General features: G+C 67.9%; 15 protein-coding genes and 1 tRNA gene. 7 read left to right on the top strand and 9 right to left on the bottom strand.

Annotated elements, in window-relative coordinates:
* The first annotated feature begins 28 nt into the window (after positions 1 to 28).
* Positions 29 to 1036, top strand: coding sequence for a 2Fe-2S iron-sulfur cluster binding domain-containing protein (locus E1H18_RS16625; protein WP_172270463.1), 1008 nt, complete (start codon positions 29 to 31; stop codon positions 1034 to 1036).
* Positions 1037 to 1049: 13 nt separating this feature from the next.
* On the opposite strand, the gene E1H18_RS16620 is transcribed toward E1H18_RS16625, so the two are convergent.
* Positions 1050 to 2018: an asparaginase gene (locus E1H18_RS16620; RefSeq protein WP_172270461.1), complete on the bottom strand. Its 969-nt coding sequence runs from the start codon at positions 2016 to 2018 to the stop codon at positions 1050 to 1052.
* A gap of 137 nt (positions 2019 to 2155) precedes the next feature.
* Here E1H18_RS16620 and E1H18_RS16615 point away from each other — a divergent pair, with 137 nt between their 5' ends.
* Entirely contained in the window at positions 2156 to 2470 is a 315-nt protein-coding gene (locus E1H18_RS16615) for a non-heme iron oxygenase ferredoxin subunit (RefSeq protein WP_172270459.1), read from the top strand.
* Here the strand turns inward: E1H18_RS16615 and E1H18_RS16610 are convergent, their stop codons facing one another.
* Positions 2471 to 4261 (bottom strand): gamma-glutamyltransferase family protein, encoded by a 1791-nt coding sequence (locus tag E1H18_RS16610; RefSeq protein WP_172270457.1) that lies wholly within the window; start codon positions 4259 to 4261, stop codon positions 2471 to 2473.
* Between the two features lie 120 nt (positions 4262 to 4381).
* Between E1H18_RS16610 and E1H18_RS16605 the strand changes: the two genes are divergently transcribed.
* Complete coding sequence (locus E1H18_RS16605) at positions 4382 to 5365, top strand: bile acid:sodium symporter family protein (RefSeq protein ID WP_370526538.1); 984 nt, start codon at positions 4382 to 4384, stop codon at positions 5363 to 5365.
* 69 nt (positions 5366 to 5434) lie between these two features.
* On the opposite strand, the gene E1H18_RS16600 is transcribed toward E1H18_RS16605, so the two are convergent.
* The 3 genes from E1H18_RS16600 to E1H18_RS16590 are packed head-to-tail and all read right to left on the bottom strand — an operon-like array spanning position 5435 to position 8738.
* The gene (locus tag E1H18_RS16600) at positions 5435 to 6208 is read right to left on the bottom strand and encodes an alpha/beta fold hydrolase (protein ID WP_172270455.1); all 774 of its coding nucleotides are present in this window, start codon (positions 6206 to 6208) and stop codon (positions 5435 to 5437) included.
* An 11-nt stretch (positions 6209 to 6219) separates the two neighbouring features.
* The gene (locus tag E1H18_RS16595; protein WP_172270453.1) at positions 6220 to 7344 is read right to left on the bottom strand and encodes an LLM class flavin-dependent oxidoreductase; all 1125 of its coding nucleotides are present in this window, start codon (positions 7342 to 7344) and stop codon (positions 6220 to 6222) included.
* 35 nt (positions 7345 to 7379) lie between these two features.
* Positions 7380 to 8738, bottom strand: a complete 1359-nt coding sequence (locus E1H18_RS16590) for an MFS transporter (RefSeq protein ID WP_172270451.1) — start codon at positions 8736 to 8738, stop codon at positions 7380 to 7382.
* Between the two features lie 532 nt (positions 8739 to 9270).
* On the opposite strand from E1H18_RS16590, the gene E1H18_RS16580 reads away from it, so the two are divergent.
* The 3 genes from E1H18_RS16580 to E1H18_RS16570 all read left to right on the top strand — a co-directional run bounded on the left by E1H18_RS16580 (position 9271) and on the right by E1H18_RS16570 (position 12862).
* A complete protein-coding gene (locus tag E1H18_RS16580) occupies positions 9271 to 11571 on the top strand; it encodes a TonB-dependent receptor (protein WP_172270447.1) in 2301 nt (766 codons plus the stop codon).
* Positions 11572 to 11751: 180 nt separating this feature from the next.
* Positions 11752 to 12486: a nuclear transport factor 2 family protein gene (locus E1H18_RS26505; protein ID WP_206679082.1), complete on the top strand. Its 735-nt coding sequence runs from the start codon at positions 11752 to 11754 to the stop codon at positions 12484 to 12486.
* A gap of 70 nt (positions 12487 to 12556) precedes the next feature.
* On the top strand, positions 12557 to 12862 hold the full coding sequence (locus E1H18_RS16570) for a GNAT family N-acetyltransferase (protein ID WP_370526537.1): 306 nt from the start codon (positions 12557 to 12559) through the stop codon (positions 12860 to 12862).
* Positions 12863 to 12915: 53 nt separating this feature from the next.
* On the opposite strand, the gene E1H18_RS16565 is transcribed toward E1H18_RS16570, so the two are convergent.
* Positions 12916 to 13824 carry a LysR substrate-binding domain-containing protein gene (locus tag E1H18_RS16565; protein WP_172270445.1) on the bottom strand — a complete coding sequence of 303 codons (909 nt, stop codon included), beginning with the start codon at positions 13822 to 13824 and terminating at the stop codon, positions 12916 to 12918.
* A 137-nt stretch (positions 13825 to 13961) separates the two neighbouring features.
* On the opposite strand from E1H18_RS16565, the gene E1H18_RS16560 reads away from it, so the two are divergent.
* Positions 13962 to 14624: a hydrolase gene (locus E1H18_RS16560; protein ID WP_172270443.1), complete on the top strand. Its 663-nt coding sequence runs from the start codon at positions 13962 to 13964 to the stop codon at positions 14622 to 14624.
* 211 nt (positions 14625 to 14835) lie between these two features.
* On the opposite strand, the gene E1H18_RS16555 is transcribed toward E1H18_RS16560, so the two are convergent.
* From E1H18_RS16555 to E1H18_RS16545, 3 genes are all read right to left on the bottom strand, one after another.
* Complete coding sequence (locus E1H18_RS16555; RefSeq protein ID WP_172270441.1) at positions 14836 to 16008, bottom strand: carboxynorspermidine decarboxylase; 1173 nt, start codon at positions 16006 to 16008, stop codon at positions 14836 to 14838.
* Positions 16009 to 16027: 19 nt separating this feature from the next.
* Positions 16028 to 17233, bottom strand: a complete 1206-nt coding sequence (locus E1H18_RS16550; RefSeq protein WP_172270439.1) for a saccharopine dehydrogenase family protein — start codon at positions 17231 to 17233, stop codon at positions 16028 to 16030.
* Positions 17234 to 17459: 226 nt separating this feature from the next.
* Positions 17460 to 17536: transfer RNA gene (locus E1H18_RS16545), tRNA-Met, on the bottom strand.
* Positions 17537 to 17567: the final 31 nt, after the last annotated feature.

The following is a 17567-nucleotide window of genomic DNA, read 5'->3' as shown; positions in this document are numbered from 1 at the left end:
ACAAAGATTGATCAGCCTCGAGCCCGCCATGCACGCCGCCCACTTCACGTTCGCCGACGGTAAGACGCTGGAGCTCGTCGTCGCGCCCGGCCAGACGGTGCTGGAAGCGGCGATGACCATCGACGCGCCGCTGCGCTACGACTGCGCCTCGGGATCGTGCGGCGCGTGCGTGGCCCAGCTGTGCGACGGCGAAACCGAGTTCGACGCCGGCGCGCCTACCCCGCTGTCGCCCGCCGAGTGCGCGGCCGGCCTGCGCGCCACCTGCATGACCCGGCTGCGCGGCGACGCGGCGTTCCAGCTGCCTTACGCCCTGGAGCCAGCCCCCTCGGCGCCCGCGCGCTACCAGACCCAGGTGATCAGCGTCGAGCGCGTGGCCGCCAGCGTCCACCGCCTGGTGCTGGCGCTGGACGACGAGGACTTCGTGTTCCAGAGCGGCCAGTATGTGCGCCTGCGGCCGCCGGGCTCGCGCCAGGCCCGAGCCTATTCGATCGCCAGCGCGCCGCACACCACCGGCGGCGAGGCGCGGCTGGAATTCCTGATCCGACATGTGCCGGATGGCATGATGTCGACCTGGCTGGCGGACAGCGCCAAGGCCGGCGACCGGGTGACCCTGCACGGTCCGCTGGGCAGCTTCGCCCACGACATCCGCGCCAAGCGCCACGTGTTCCTGGCTGGCGGCACGGGCTTGGCGCCGGCCGTTTCGATCCTGCGCCAGCTGGGCGAGGCCTCAGGGCCGGCCCTGCTGTGCTTTGGCTGCGCAACACCCGACGACCTGTTCTACGAGGCCGAGCTGGCCGAACTGGCGCGCAACAATCCCGACCTGGAAGTGCGCACCGCCGTAATGGGCGGCGAGTGCGGCGACCGCGCCCAGCTGGGCACGGCGCTGTCGCTGCTGACGCCGGACGACGTCGCCACCGACGCCGCCTACTATCTCTGCGGCCCGCCACCGATGATCGAAGCCAGCCGCGCCTGGCTGGACGCCCAGGGCGTGACGCCGACCGCCATCCGCTGCGAGCGCTATATCCCCGGCGGCTAAGCCGCCCCCTTTCTCAAGCAACCTGGGCCATCCGCCGGAAGGCCTCCACCGCCGCGTCCCGATCATGCGTCGCCAGCAGGGTCGCCAGGGCGATGCGGGCTTGGCTGGCCCCAAGGTCGCCGGCGAAGATCGCGCCGGCCTTCTGCAAGGCCAGGCCCGTGGCGTAGTCCGGCGCGCTGGCGCCCTCGGGACAGCGCGAGGCGACCACCACCACCAGTCCCGCCGCGATCGCCGCCTTGACCGCTTCCAGCGCCGAGGGCCCGACATTGCCGCGGCCCAGGGCGCACAACACCAGGCCCTTGAGGCCCAGTCCCGGCGCGGCGGCGATCAGCGGGGCGGCCGAACCCGCCCCCAGCGCCACCAGCTCGACCGCCTCGGACGGCGTCATCAGCGGCAGGGGCGCGAGCCGGACGCGGCGTCCCGGCGGCGGCAGGACCGAGCGGCCGACCACCCGCCCTTCGACGCCATCGCGCGCCCGGAAGGCCCGCATGTCGCTGGTGTGGATCTTCACCGCCTGACGGGCGGGAATCAGCCGGCCGGCGAAGGCGATGACCACCCCCGCCCGGACCATGGCCGGCGAGGCCGCGGCGGTGATCGCGTCGCGCAGATTGCGGGGACCGTCGGACCGCCCTCTCCCTGCCGCCCGCTGGGCGCCGGTGAAGACCACGGGCTTGTCGGCCGAGGCGACCAGATCGACCAGGAAGGCGACCTCCTCCATCACGTCGGTGCCGTGGGCGACGACGATGCCGTCGACCTGCGGCCGGGCCTGCGATTCGACCACGGCGGCGGCCACGGACGCCATGTCGGAAAAGCTCATCGCCTCGGACAGCCCGCTGTGGACCCGCCACACCCGCACCAGCGGCGCGCCCTCGGGCAATAGACCGGCCAGGCGGTCTTCGGCGTCGCTGGCGGCCAGGGCCCCGTCGGCATTGGGCCGTGAGGTGATCGTGCCGCCCGCGTCGAGCAACAGAATGTGGCCCATGCCCAATCTCCGGTCATTCGTGAGGAAAAACGCTTGCGGCGCCCCTGCCGCTTGTCGCATTTTCTGTATGACAATATGACATTGTTTGCACGCCTTCCGAGGCGCTTTCTCGTCGATTTCAGGACTTAGCGACCGACATGACCGCCGACGCCATCCGCCTTTGCGCCGCCGACGACCTTGCCGACGGCGACATGCGCCGCTTCGACCTCGACGGTCAGGACCCGATCGTCCTGTGCCGGATCGGCGACGACTATCTGGCGGTCGACGACGAGTGCACCCACGCCATCGCCTCGCTGTCCGAGGGCCGGCTGGAGGGCGAGGTGATCTTCTGTCCGCTGCACGGCGGCAGCTTCAATGTCCGCTCGGGCAAGGCGTGCAGCCTGCCCTGCAAGCAGAAGCTGCGCACCTATCCGATCGAGATCGCCGACGGCGCGATCTGGGTCACGCCGTAGCTATCTCCCCACCGCATAGGCCTGCATCAGGCGCGGCGTGGCCGCGGCGCTGAGCAGGCCGTCGGCGCGCCGCTCGGCCGCCGTCAGCCGCCCCGCCGACCAGGCCGGGGCGACCTGCAGGTCATGGCCGCGCGCCTTCAGGTCGGCGATCACCGCCGCGCCGGCGCTCTCCTCGATCACCGACACGCCCGGCAGGGCCTCGCGCGGATAGAACGACGACGGGAAGTGCACGGTGTGGAACAGCGGCAGGTCGATGGCCTCCTGCAGGCCCAGCCCGTGGTGGATCCGGCGCAGGAGCAAGGCCAGCTGCCACTGATCCTGCTGGTCGCCGCCGGGCGTGCCGCAGATCAGCGCCGGCCGTCCCTCGTGCAGGGCCAGGGTCGGGGTCAGGGTCGTGCGCGGGCGCTTGCCGGGCGCCAGGCTCGAGGGCAGCCCCGGCTCCAGCCAGAACATCTGGGCGCGGGTGTTCAGCGCGAAGCCCAGCTCGGGAATGGTCGGCGACGACTGCGGCCAGCCGCCCGAGGGCGTGGCCGAGACCATGTTGCCCCAGCGGTCGATGACGTCGAGATGGACGGTGTCGCCGGGCTTCAGGGTCGGCTTCAGGTGGGCCATGGTCGGCTCGCCGATCCCTAAGCCCCCCGCCGTTCCGTCCGCCGGCTTGACCATGCCCAGTGCGCGAGCGACCTGGTCCTCGAAGCCCGGCAGGATCCCCGGCCGGATCTCGTCCGAAGCCCGGTCGCCGATCAGCTTGCGACGCTCGACGGCATAGGCTTCGCTGAGCAGAGTCTCGATCGGCACGTCGACGAAATCGGGGTCGCCGTAATAGGCCTCGCGGTCGGCGAAGGCGAGCTTGGCGGCCTCCAGCACCACGTGGGCGAAGTCGGCGCCGTTGGGGTCCATGGCCGAGAGGTCGAAGCCCTTCAGCAGCGACAGCGCCTGCAGCAGCACCGGCCCCTGCCCCCAGGCCTGCGTCTTGCAGACCGTCCAGCCGTGATAGTCGAAGGTGGTCGGCGCCTCATAGGTCGGCCGCCAGCCGGCCATGTCCTGGCCGGTCAGCAGGCCCCGATGGCGACGGCCGCTGGAGTCCATCAGGGGCTCGGCGCGGCAGAAGCGGTCGATGGCCTCGGCGACAAAGCCCTCGTACCAGGCGGCCAGGGCGCGATCGAGCTGCTGCTCGCGCGTCCCCTCGCCGGCCTCGTCCAGGATCCTTTGCCAGGTGGCCGCCAGGGTTGGGTTGCGGAACAGCGACTGCGGTGCGGGCGCCTCGCCCCCGGGCAGCCAGATCGCCGCCGAGCTCTTCCACTCGGTCTGGAAGGTCTCCTTCAGCTCGGCCAGGGCGCGCGAGACGCCGGGCAGCACCGGATGGCCGTTCAGCGCATAGCCCAGGGCCGGCTCCAGCACGTCGGCCAGGCGCAGGCGGCCGTGGTCGCGCACGAGCGTCAGCCAGGCCCCGAACGAGCCCGGCGCCACCGCTGCCAGCAGGCCCGAGCCCGGCACGGCGTCCAGGCCCAGGGCCTTGAACGCCTCGATCGTGGCGGCGGCCGGCGCGGAGCCCTGGCCGCACAGCACCTCGACACGATCGGTCTCGACGGAGTGGAAGATGATCGGGACCTCGCCGGCCGGACCGCACAGGTGCGGCTCGACGACCTGCAGGGCGAAACCCACGGCGGCGGCGGCGTCGAAGGCGTTGCCGCCCTTCTCCAGCACCGACATGCCGACCGACGAGGCGATCCAGTGGGTGGAGGCGACGACGCCGAACGTGCCGCGGATTTCGGGTCGGGTGGTGAACATCAAGGCGCCTCCTGGAGGTCCGACCTAGGCCTCTCTCACGGCACGCCGTCAATATGATTGTATGACAAAAAATCACAGCCTAAGACCAAGCTGAACAATCGATCACGCCCGGAGCAACCCGTGTCCAAGTTCTCGTCCGCCCTGGCCCGCATGCGTCCGGACAACTTCACCCTGTGCCTGGTCGGCACGGTGATTTTGGCCTCGCTGCTGCCCTGCCGAGGCGTCGCCGCGACCCTCGCCAACGCGGTCACCGACATCGCCATCGCCCTGCTGTTCTTCCTGCACGGGGCCAAGCTGTCGCGCGAGGCGATCCTGGCCGGCATCGGCCACTGGCGGCTGCACCTGCTGGTGCTCGCCTGCACCTTTCTGCTGTTCCCGGTCATCGGCCTGGGCTTCAAGGCCGCGCCGGCCTGGCTGCTGGATCCGACCCTCGCCGCAGGCCTGCTCTATCTGTGCATCCTGCCCTCGACCGTGCAGTCGTCGATCGCCTTCACCGCCATCGCCCGCGGCAACGTGCCGGCGGCGATCTGCGGGGCGTCGCTGTCGAATATCCTGGGCGTGGTGGTCACCCCGATCCTGGCCGCCGTGCTGCTGGGGGCCAAGGGCCAGGGCGGCGATCTGGTCGGCGCGGCCGGATCGATCGTGCTGCAGCTACTGGTCCCGTTCGTCGCCGGCCACCTGCTGCGCCCGTGGATCGGCGGCTTCGTCGACCGCCACAAGAAGGTGCTGACCCTGGTCGATCGCGGCTCGATCCTGCTGGTGGTCTACACCGCCTTCAGCGCCGCCGTGGTCGAGGGCCTGTGGCGCAAGATGGGCGCCGGCGACCTGGCGACGGTCCTGGTGCTGGACTGCGCCCTCCTGGCCATCGCGCTGGCGGCGACCAACCTGATCGCCCGCCGCGCGGGCCTGTCCAAGGCCGACGAGATCACCCTGGTGTTCTGCGGCTCCAAGAAGAGCCTGGCCTCGGGCGTACCGATGGCCGGCCTGCTGTTTCCCGCCGCCGTGGTCGGGCCGATGATCGTGCCGCTGATGCTGTTCCACCAGATCCAGCTGATGGTCTGCGCCGTGCTGGCCCGCCGCTACGCCGATCGGCCGGAGGACTAGGCGCAAGAAAACGGCGCGGTCCTGGGACTGGACCGCGCCGCCGCAACGCTGACGAAAAGGGGTAAAACGTCAGGCGTATTCGCGCGAGGCGACGATGAACGCCGCCCCTTTTTCCAGGAACGGCCGGATCATCCGCAGGCAGGCTGCGGGCTGATCGACCTGGGCCGCGTGGGCCGCGTCATAGACGTAGCTGAGGTTCACGTGCGGCAGGCTGCCCGCCAGGGTCCAGCCCGTCTCGGGCGGCACCGTGACGTCCAGCGTGCCCATCAGCACCAGGGTGTGGGCCTGGATGGTCGGCAGGGTCTCGACCAGGGCCTGGTCGACATAGACGCCGGCCATGTAGGCGCCGAACGCCTGGCCATTGGCGATCGCCGTCTCGCGGGTCGGCGCGATCGCCGCGGCCTTGGCCGGATAGGCGAACAGGTTGGCCCGCGCCTGTTCCGGCGTCAGGCTGGTCTCGTCCATGCCGAAGCGCAGGCCGGCCGGGGCTTCCAGCACCAGGCGACCGACGCCCTTGGGATGGCGCGCGGCCATCCACAGCGCGATCCAGCCGCCGAACGAGGCGCCCATCACGTCAGGAGCCTCGCCGATCACCAGGGCCGCGAACTCGGCCGCCAGATTGGCCAGGTCGATGACGGTGTCGACGCCGGCGTGGCGCGGCGTCCCGTCGAAGCCCGGCAGGATCGGCACATAGACCTTGCGGAACTTGGCCAGCCCCTGGACCACCTCGGTCAGCAGCGCGCCGCCGGCCGGGTGCAGGTACAGCAGCGGCTCGCCCTCGCCGGCCACGAAGTAGGACAGCTCGCCCGTGTAGAGCGTGATCTGCTTGCGTTCGAAAGTCATGACGGCGGCTCCTACAGGTCGCGCACTTGCGGCAGGACGCGGTCGCGGAACAGGTCCATGCCCTTCCTGACGACCGGGATCGGCAGGTCGCCGATCTGCATGCTCATGTTCAGGCGGCCCGCGCCCAGCTCGTCGCGGAAGCGCTTGATCTGCTTCACGACGCTTTCGGGGCTGCCGCAGATGATCGAGCCGGCGTCGATCATCTCCTGGACCGTCTTCTTGGCGGTGACCTTGTCCAGCCGGTTGTCATAGCTGGCGCCGGCCTTCTGGGCGCTGAAGTAGCCGGCCTGCAGAACGAGCTTCAGCGCGTCCAGCGTCGGCTTCATCAGCGTGCCGTGGAAGTAGTCGAGCGCCTGGGCGAAGACCTCATGGGCCTCTTCGTCGGTCTCGCAGATGCAGGTGCTGGCGCCCATCATCACGTGGTCGTCAGTCGCTTCCCAGCCGGTCTTCTTGGCCGTCTCGCGGAAGATGTCGACGTTGTTGCGGGCCACGGCCATGTCCGAGATCAGGCCCATGGCCATGATCGCCTTGCTCTCGCCGGCGAACACCGCCGACTCCTCGTTCGAGGCCGACATCAGGATGGTCGGATAGGGCTTCTGGATGGGCTTGGGCCAGATCGACACCGACTTGAACTGGAAGAACTCGCCTTCCCAGCCGAAGGGCTCCGGCTCGGTCCAGCACTTGATGATCAGCTGGGCGGCTTCCTTCTGGCGGGCGCGGCTCTCGCCCGGAGGCGAGTTGTAGGCGATGTACTCGTGCGGCACGCCGCGCATGAAGCCCGCGATCAGGCGACCGCCGCTCATCACGTCCAGCATGGCGTATTCCTCGGCCACGCGGATGGGGTTGGACAGCGGCAGCAGGTTGCCGATCATGGCCAGCTTCGAGACCTTGGTCTCGCGGGTCAGGATCGAGCCGATCAGGTTGCAGTTGGGCATCAGGCCGTAGGGGCTGAAGTGATGCTCGTTGCAGCCGATCCAGTCGAAGCCGCAGGCCTCGGCGTGGACGAGCAGGTCGATATAGTCGTGATAGAGCTTCTGACCCTTGATCGGGTCGTAGTCCTTGTTGGGCGTCGGGTAGACGCGCGGCGGCTCGGGATAGCCGGGCCACGGCATCAGATTGAAAAAGCCGAACTTCACGCTGGATCCTTTCGGTACATACGCGGCGCCGTCCCTCAGGACGGGTCGATGGAAGAGGTGACGGGAGCCAGGGCCAGCCGCAGCGGCTTGAGCCCCAGGGCGAAGGCGATCGCGCCGGCGATCACGCCGACGACGCCGACGATGGCCATGGCCAGGCCGATCTTGCCGGGATCGTGCAGGACCTTGTCGCTGATCAGGGCCACGGCCAGCGGCACCACGGCCGCGCCGATCACGCCCTGCATCAGGATGTAGAAGGCCGAGACCTGGCCGCGCAGGCGGTTGGGCGAGATCAGGGTCGCAACGGTCGCCTGGTGGCCCACCGAGGCGCAGACCAGGAAGACGCTGACCGCCAGGGCCAGCAGGCTCAGCGGCGCGGTCGGCGCCAGGGTGATCAGGGCCGCGAACGGGATCAGCAGCACGGCGCAGACCAGGCCCGTCTGGAACGGCGCGTCGAGCTTGCCTCGGGCATAGCGTCGGTCGGTCACCGCCGCCCCGACCACCTGACCCAGGCATGCGGGGCCCAGGAAGATGAAGCCCAGGGCCAGGCCGATCTCCTTGGGCGACAGATGATGGTGCCGCCCCAGGAACGCCGGCCCCCAGGCCAGGAAGGCCGCGAACGGCACATTGGTCATGCCGTAGCCGAAGACGTAGGCGGCCACGACGGCCCAGCGGCGCTTCATGAAGGCCCAGAAGGCTTTCGTCTCTTTCTGGGTTTGACCGGCCTCGGCCTGCGCGCCCTCGCCCTGGCGGCGCGGCGGTTCGCGCACGGCCAGCATCAGCAGGGCGACCAGCAGGCCCGGCAGGCCCACGGCGATGAAGATGAAGCGCCACGGGGCCAGCGCGCCCAGGACCGGCAGGGTGATCGTCGCCTGGCTGTTGGCGAAGCTGATCAGGAAGCCGCCGATCAGATAGGCCAGGCCCGAGCCCAGCGACACGCCCATCGTATAGATGGCGATCGCTCGCCCGCGCGACTTGGGCGGGAAGTAATCGGCGATCATGGAATAGGCGCCCGGCGACAGCGCCGCCTCGCCCACACCAACGCCCATCCGAGCCAGGAACAGATGGCCGAAATCCTTGGCCAGCCCCGAGAACGCGGTCACCAGGCTCCACAGGGCGATGCCGGCGGCGATCACGCCCTTGCGCGAGGTGCGGTCGACCAGCCAGCCCAGCGGCAGGCCCATGGTCGCGTAGAACATCGAGAAGGCCAGGCCGTTGACCAGGGCGATCTGAGTGTCGCTCAGGTTCAGGTCGGCCTTGATCGGCCCGACCAGCATCGACAGGATGATCCGGTCGATGAACGAGAAGACGTAGGCCAGCAGCAGGATAGCCAAGGCGAAGTAGGCCATCCGGCGCGGCGGCCATCCCGTCGCGGCGCTCTCGGACTTTTCTTCCACGCTTGAACTCCCCGTCGGCGCGGACAACGGCCGGCCGCGCCGGTCGTTCTTAGTTTTTCGTGTGATTGTAATACAAGAATAGAAGGTGTCTGGACGTCGCGATCGTCCCGGCGCCGCCTTTTGGAGCGCTCACGACAGCGCCGGCTCAGCAATTGGGCGCCAATCGAAAAACAGTTGAGCCAGATCAATGCGCGATCCGAAAGCGCTGCGCCGTCAGGCCCAACAGCGGGACCGGCAATTGACCTGGATCAATGACAAGGATCGACGAATTGGCGCCCACGCTGCGAGCAAGCCCGCCCCTGAAGCGCTCACGCTTTCGGCGTAACGCGGGAATTTCGTCACACAGCCCGCCGCGTTCGCGTTGTCGGTTTGTCAGACAAAGTCACTTTGTATGACAGTAAACTTGTCTGACAACGACCGGGCCGACGCGCCAATCTGGCCGACCAACGGAGCTGTCGTCGCGCCCCGCTCAAGCGGGCGCTTTCGCAGAGACGTCCGCACGCCAAACGGCGGCGGCAAGGGGATGAAGATCATGTCGTATGCTTTCGGGGCCCAGCGCTCCGCTCAACGCTCCCGGACTCTTCGCCAAGGCCTGATGCTGGCCACGGCCGGCCTGGCCTCGCTGGCCTGCGCCCAGGCCCACGCCCAGACGGCTTCGGCCGGCGACAGCGACGTCGTGACCGAGATCGTGGTTTCGGCTACCCGTCGCGGCGACGTGTCGGTACAGAACACGCCCCTGGCCATCACCGCCTTCTCGGGCGCCACGCTGGAGAAGCAGGGCATCGCGACCCTGCAGGACCTCTCCAAGGTCGACCCGTCGCTGACCATCCAGAGCTACGGCGCCTCGCAGACCAAGGTGATCATCCGCGGCATCCAGTCGAACGTCGGCGCCACCTCGGGCATCTATCTGGACGAGACGCCGCTGGTCGGCGCGCAGGGCGGCAACATCCTGGGCGACGGCAAGCCGGGCCTGCGCCTGTACGACCTGGACCACATCGAAGTGCTGAAGGGTCCGCAAGGCACCCTGTTCGGCGCCAGCTCGATGAGCGGCACCCTGCGCGTGATCACCACCAAGCCCGACCTCAACGACTTCGGCGGCCGCATCTCGGTCGGCGCGGCCGCGCTGAAGGGCGGCAACAACTATTATGACGGCAACGCCTCGCTGAACGTGCCGATCATCGCGGACAAGCTGGCCCTGCGCGTCACCGGCTGGTCGGAAAGCGGCGGCGGCTTCGTCGACCAGACGGTCAACGGCGTCCTGCACAAGAACAACAACGACGCCCACGTGAAGGGCGGCCGCGCGATCCTGCTGTTCCAGCCGACCGATCGCCTGACCATCACCGCCACGGCGACCCATCAGGAGATCGACGTCGACGGCACCCAGGCCTGGCACACCCGGACGGGTCCGTACAACAACCCGTCGCCGACGATCGAATTCTACCGCGACAACTACAACCTCTATAACGTCGTGGGCGAGTACGACCTGGGCTTCGGCACGGTCACGGCGTCCAGCTCGTACACCAACCAGCGCGTGGTGAACCCCAAGGACAGCACGCCTACGGCCCAGGGCTTTGGCCTGACCGGCTCGACCCTGTTCGTGCCGACCGCCGTGTTCAAGGACTGGGTGTCGGAACTGCGCTTCTCGTCCAAGTGGGACAGCCCGTTCCAGATCGTGGCCGGCGGCTATTACGAAAACAGCCAGTCGGTCTACCAGACCAACTCGGTGGTCGCGACCAGCACCGGCGAGGCGCTCTGCTACACCTTCAGCGAATGCGTGGCCAAGGGCCTGCACAAGCCGGGTCGCGGCAACAGCCTTTATGAGTTCGGCACCAACACCAAGCGCAGCGTCGGCCAGTACGCCGTCTACGCCCAAGCCGACTACACCCTCAGCGACAGCCTGACCGCCACGGTCGGCCTGCGCTACTTCAAGGCCGACATCCACGACATCATCACCAACCTGCAGACGGTGTTCCCGGACTTCATCTTCGGCCGGGTCACCACCCCGTCGGTCACCGGTGACAGCCGCGGCAGCAACGACAAGCCCAGCTACAACGTCGCCCTGATGTGGAAGGCTACGCCGGACATCAGCGTCTATGCGCGCGCCGCCTCGGGCTTCCGCATCGGCGGCGTCAACACCGCCACCTCGCTGGCCCAGCAGGCCGGCGTCGTGTTCCCGGGCACCTACAATCCCGACAGCCTGTGGAACTACGAACTGGGCGTGAAGAGCTACTGGCTGGACCGCAAGCTGTTCGTCGACGCCGCCTTCTACCGCATCGACTGGAACGGCCAGCAACTGTCGGCCCAGGCCCCCGGCGCGTTCGCCTACACGATCAACGCCGGCAAGACCGAGGTGAACGGCGTCGAGGTCAACTCGACCTTCAAGCCCCTGCCGGGCCTGAGCCTCAGCGGCAGCGTCAACTATGTCGACGCCAAGCTGGCCTCGGACCTGCCCGCCGACGTGATGGCGGCCGGGACCTTCGGCTTCACCGGCGACCGCGTGCCGCTGACGCCCAAGTGGGCCATGACCTTCTCGGCCGAGTACGAGGCCGACCTGACCGCCGACGTCCGGGGCTATGCCCAGGCCGGCGTCAACTACCGCGGCGGTTCGACCACCTCGTTCAACAACCGCAACACCTACAACACCAAGCTGCCGGCCTTCTACATGATCAACGCCAAGCTGGGGGTGCGGAAGGACGCCTGGGATCTCAGCCTGTTCGGCGAGAACCTGACCGACAAGGCCGCGTACCTGGGCGTCGTCGAGTCGCTGGACGGCATCCGCGTGTTCTCGCCGCGCCCGCGCACCGTCGGCGTGCGGATCAGCAGCACGTTCTAGCCGCCGCGTCCGACCGTCACGAAGGGGGGCTCTGGACCACGCGTCCAGGGCCCTCTTGCGTCGGGCGACAGGCCTGGGTTTGGCGCCGCCGCGTCGCGATTTCAGGAACGCCTGTAGCGGGGACAAGACCCGTCCGGCTGCCTAAGGGTGAGAGCCTCCCGCCGATCCGGAGCCTCCAGAATGCCAAACGACAGCTACCCCGTCGGCCTCGTGTTTGAAGTCGCGTTCGAACCCTTCACGGCGACCCTGACCCTGCTCTCGCAGACCCGGTTGAAGTTCCAGATCCAGGAAGGGCCCTTCGCCCACAGCGAGACCGTCGACATCCATGTCGCGCCGCTCGGCAACGGTCTGTTCGCGGTGAGCTGGACGGAAGAGACCGGTGCGACCGTCACCCACGTGCAGGACTTCGACCGCGGCGTCGTTCACTCTCACGCTACGCTGGCCGACGGCCAGTTCCTGCGCATGACCGGGCCGATGCGGATCATCGAACCCGCCGCGCGGACTTCGGACGATCGTCCGCATCGCAACAAGGCGCTGGTGCTCGACGCGATGACGAGCCTGTTCCAGCGCCGCGACGCCTCGGCCGTCGATCGGCTGTATGTCGCCGACTATGTGCAGCACAACCCCCACATCCCCCAGGGCCGCGCGGCCCTGAAGGCCTTGGTCGAAGGCCTGTCGGCCGATGTCTGGTATGAGCCGGGCCTGATCCTGGCCGAAGGCGATTTCGTCGCGATCCACGGCCGCATCCGCGGCTGGGCGCCGACGCCGCTGGTCGTGGTCGATCTGTTCCGCATCGAGGGCGGCCGGTTGGCCGAGCACTGGGATGTGCTTCAGGACGAGGCGCCCGTCGAAGCGGCGCTTTCCGGCCTGGCGATGTTCGATCCCCACGAAGCCAAGCGCGGGCCGTCCTTGTAGAACCGTCCGATCGAGGGCCTGCTAACATCCTGCCGCAAGACCCGCCCCCCCATAAGCCGAGAGAGCCGCCGTGCACGATCCCGAAATCCGCGATAACCCCGAAATGAAACGCTACGAGCTGCCTGTCGACGGCGACGTCGCGGTCGTGACCTACAACCTGTCGCCGGGGTCGCTGATGATCACCGAAACCGTGGTGCCCCAGCGTCTGGAGGGACGCGGACTGGCCAGCCGGCTGGCCAAGCACGTGCTCGCCGACGCCAAGGATCGCAATCTTCTGCTCCTGCCGGTCTGCCCCTTCTTCATGGGCTATCTGCAAAAGCACCCTGAGCACGCCGAAGTCGTGCACCCGACCTATCGGGGCATCCTGAAGATCTAGCCGATCCCTCGCGCGGAGCCTTTCTGCAATCGCCAGATCGGCTCCGCGCGCTCTCAGGCCTCTCGGCGAGGCTGGGCGATGGCCGCCAGGGCGTCGCGATTGTTCCAGTATTCGGTCAGGAGCTCGGTCAGGACGCGGATCTTCCGCACCGGATACTGGCCTGGCGGACGCAGCACGTAGGCTCCGGCCGCCGGCGGCGGATAGCGCGTCATGACCGGCGTCAGCGCGCCCGAGGCGATGTGCGCGTCGACGAAATCGTCCGGCAGGCAAGCCAGACCCAGCCCCGCCAGCGCAGCGACGGCCAGCGCGGTGCCGTTGTCGGCCTTGAACCGCCCTCGCGGGCGCACCGTGATCACCTTGTCGCCATCGAGAAAACGCCAGGGCTCGGTGCCCTGCAGCAGCGCCTCGTGGTCGACGACCTGGTCGGGCGTCTCGGGCGCGCCGTGCGCGCGGATATAGTCCGGACTGGCGACCAGCTTGCCAAAGAGCGGTCCGATGCGGCGTGCGACGAGATCGGAATCTTGCAGATAGCCGATCCGGATGGCGCAGTCGTAACCCTCCGCCACCAGGTCGACGAAGCGATCCGTGTAGCAGGCCTGAATGCTGAGCTCGGGATGGCGGCGCGCCATTTCCGCCAGTACGGGCGCGATATGCGTCGGGCCGAACGTCAGGGGCGCGGAGATCCGCAGCCGTCCTCGCAAGTCGCCCTCCGGCAGGATGGTCTCCTTGGCCACGTCGATGTCGGCCGCGATCCGGGCGGCATAGTCCCGAAAGAGCTCGCCAGCCTCCGTCAGCGCCGCGCCGCGTGTCGTACGGGCCAGAAGCTGGACCCCCAGCTCGGCCTCGAGCCGCTGGAGTCGGCGGCTGACGATGGACTTGGCCATGCCCAGCCGCCGTGCAGCGGGCGATACGCCGCCTGCGTCGGCCACTTCCACGAAGGTGCGCAGGTCTTCGGTGTCCACTTTGGCGTTCCTGAAATCGCGACGGAGCGTAGCCCTATGAGGACATATCGCATCGAAATCCGGAATGCCAAGGTCTGCGCAGACAACGCCGCAAAGCAGCGTCGGTCGATCCCCCACATGTCTGAAGAGAGCCCATCATGACCCTCCGCAACGGCCTCGATTCCCTTCTGCGTCCCGAAGACTCGGTTCTCGTGCTGATCGATCACCAGCCCTACCAGCTCGCCAATCTCAACAGCCACGACCCCCAGGCCGTGGTGAACAACACGACCGGCCTGGCCAAGCTCGCCAAGGCTTTCGATGTGCCCACAATCCTCACCAGCGTGATCGCGGCGCGCGGCGGCCTGATCTTCCCGCAGATCACCGACGTCTTTCCTGGGCAGGCGGTGATCGACCGCACCCTGATCAACACGTGGGAGGACGAGAAAGTCGTCGACGCGGTCAAGGCGACGGGGCGCAAGCAACTGATCGTCGCGGGCCTGTGGACCGAGATCTGCGTCGCCATGCCGGTGATCCAGGCGCTCGGCGAGGGATGGGACGTCACGGTGATCACCGACGCTTGCGGCGCAGTGTCGGTGGAAGCGCACCAGGTCGCCATCCAGCGCATGATCGCGGCCGGCGCCAACGTCATGACCTGGGTCGCGCTGATGGGCGAATGGCAGCGCGACTGGGCGCGCACCGCCACGGCGCCGGCGCTGTCACAGATCAGCCTCTATCACGCCGGGGGCAGCGGCATCGCGGGCCTGTGGGAGCAACAGCTGCTCGACACGCCGGTCGAGTCCCTCTCGGGTCCGTCCCACTAGACGGCGCAGCGGCGCGCGCCCGGGCCGACGCCGGCTTGGGCGCGCCGCCCACGGCGAGCGATCGCATGGCCAGACTCCCCCGGGAGGCGGAGTCGGCCGACCGCGCTGGCCTTGACGCCTTCGGCATCTTGGCCCGCGCCTACGGGCCTATGACGGCCTGTATACGGGAAGCAGAGCGATAATCATCGGCCAGCGGCGCCGACGCGGATGGTCAGGATAGCCGGTCGCGGAACGCGTCGTAGTCGAAGTTCCGGATGACCCTCAGCGCGTCGGTGTCGCTGTTCCACAGCGCGATGGCCGGCAGCGGCACCCCGTTGAAGGTGTTGGTCTTGACCATCGAATAGTGGGCCTGGTCGAGGAAGGCGATGCGCGCGCCCGGCGTCGGGCGCTCGGCGAAGACGTAGTCGCCGATGATGTCGCCGGCCAGGCACGACGGGCCGCCCAGGCGCACGACGACGCCCTCGGCCAGCTCCTTGAGCATAGCGGGGCGGTACGGCGCCTCGATCACGTCCGGCATGTGGCAGGTGGCCGAGATGTCGGTGATGGCGATGGGCATGCCGTTGTCGAAGACGTCCAGCACCTCGCCTACCAGGACGCCGGCGTCCAGCGCCACGGCCTCGCCCGGCTCCAGATAGACCTGTACGCCGTGACGCTGGGCCACATCGTTCAGGAAATCCACCAGCCGGTCGGTCTGATAGTCGGCGCGGGTCACATGGTGGCCGCCGCCCAGGTTCAGCCATTTCACGCCGCCCAGCAGCGGGGCCAGCTTGGGCTCCACCGCCGCCCAGATGCGGGCCAGCGGCTCGAAGTCCTGCTCGCACAAGGCGTGGATATGCAGGCCGTCGACACCCTGCATGTGCTCGGGCCGCAGCTGCGACACCGGGAAGCCCAGGCGCGAACAGGGCTGGGCCGGGTCATACTTGGCGACCTCGCCCTCGGAATGCTGGGGGTTCAGCCGCAGGCCGATCTCGAAGACCTCGCCGGCGGCGCGGGCCTGCGCGATCAGGTCAGCAAAACGCGCCACCTGGTCGGGGGAGTTGAATATGACGTGGTCGGACAATCGCAGGATTTCCGGCAGGTCCTGCGCCTTGTAGGCGGGCGAATAGGTGGTCAGTTCGCCCTTATAGAATTCTCGCGCCAGCCGCGCCTCCCACAGACCGGAGGCGCAGACGCCGTCGAGATACTCCCCGACGACGTCCGCCAGCGACCACATGGAAAAGGCCTTCAGGGCCAGCAGGACCCGGGCGGAGCCCCGATCTCGAACGTCCTTCAGCACCGCCAGATTGCGCCGCACCGCGACCTCGTCCACCACGAAGGCGGGCGAGGCCACACGGTTCAGGTCGAAATGCGCGAAGGCGCCCGGATCACCGGCCCGAGTTTCCATGAGTTCTGCTTCTCAGCCCTTAGAACGCCAGCGGCGCGTCCAGATCCTCGACCGTCCAGGGCAGGCCCTGGGTGTTCAGCATGTCCATGAACGGATCGGGATCCAGCTGCTCCATGTTGAACACGCCCGCGCCCGACCACTTGCCGGTCAGCAGCATGGCCGCGCCGATCATGGCCGGCACGCCGGTCGTGTAGCTGACGGCCTGGTTGCCGGTCTCGGCATAGGCCTCCTCGTGATCGCAGATGTTCTTGACGTAGACCGTGCGGGCCTTGCCGTCCTTCTCGCCGGTCGCGATCGTGCCGATATTGGTCTTGCCCTTGGTGAGCGGACCCAGCGAAGACGGCTCGGGCAGCAGCGCCTTGAGCAGCTCCATTGGGATGATCTCGCGGCCCTGGAACATCATCGGCTCGATGCTGGTCATGCCGACATTGCCCAGCACTTCCAGGTGCTTGAGATAGCTGTCGCCGAAGGTCATCCAGAACCGGATGCGCTTGATCTCCGGGTAGAACTTGACCAGGGACTCCAGTTCCTCATGGTACATGAGGTACATGTTCTTGGGGCCCACGCCCTCGAAGTCGAACACCTGCTTGTGGCTCAGCGCCGGGCCTTCGACCCACTGGCTGTTTTCCCAGTGACGCGACGGGGCGGTCACTTCGCGCAGATTGATCTCGGGGTTGAAGTTGGTGGCGAACGGCAGGCCAGTGTCGCCGCCGTTGCAGTCCAGGATGTCGAGCGTGTCGATCCGGTCCAGCAGGTGCTTCTTGGTGTAGGTCGTGAACACCGAGGTCACGCCCGGGTCGAAGCCGCTGCCCAGCAGCGCCATCAGGCCGGCTTCCTTGAAGCGCTCCTGATAGGCCCACTGCCAGCTGTATTCGAACTTGGCCTCGTCGCGCGGCTCGTAATTGGCCGTGTCGAGATAGTTCACGCCGGCGGCCAGGCAGGCGTCCATGATCGCCAGATCCTGATAGGGCAGCGCCAGATTGACCACCAGGGCCGGCTTCACCGACTGGATCAACGCGGTCGTCGCAGCGACATCGTCGGCGTCGATCGCCGCCGTATCGATGGTCACGCCCGTGCGTTGCTTCACCGACTCCGCGATGGCGTCGCACTTCGACTTCGTCCGGCTCGCCAAGGTGATGTGCGAGAAAATGTCCTTGTTCATCGCCATCTTATGGACAGCGACCGAACCAACGCCACCTGCGCCGATCACCAGCACCCTGCTCATTTCAGCTTCTCCTAACGCCTAGCAACCACCCTAACGCGCTCGCGCGCTTGAGGGGGGCGGGGGTCATATCACGCGGATCGCAGGTTCGCTAACCTGCCCGCGTCTGGGTTAGCGGAAAGGTGGGCCGCAAGCTATCTCGCGAACGTGAAGTCTGCGCATCGCGCGCCTAAACGGGTATGCTGAAACGGCAAAAGCCACCCGAAGGTGGCTTTTGTACGTAGACCCTTGGGTGCGGGGACAGGATTTGAACCTGTGACCTTCAGGTTATGAGCCTGACGAGCTACCGGGCTGCTCCACCCCGCGTCAGGGTGTTTTGGATTGTGATGGCAGGGTG

The organism is Caulobacter sp. RHG1 (assembly GCF_013181195.1).
Lineage (GTDB): Bacteria > Pseudomonadota > Alphaproteobacteria > Caulobacterales > Caulobacteraceae > Caulobacter.
The sequence above is the reverse complement of the archived record's forward strand: the minus strand, read 5'-3'. Positions and strand labels throughout refer to the sequence as shown.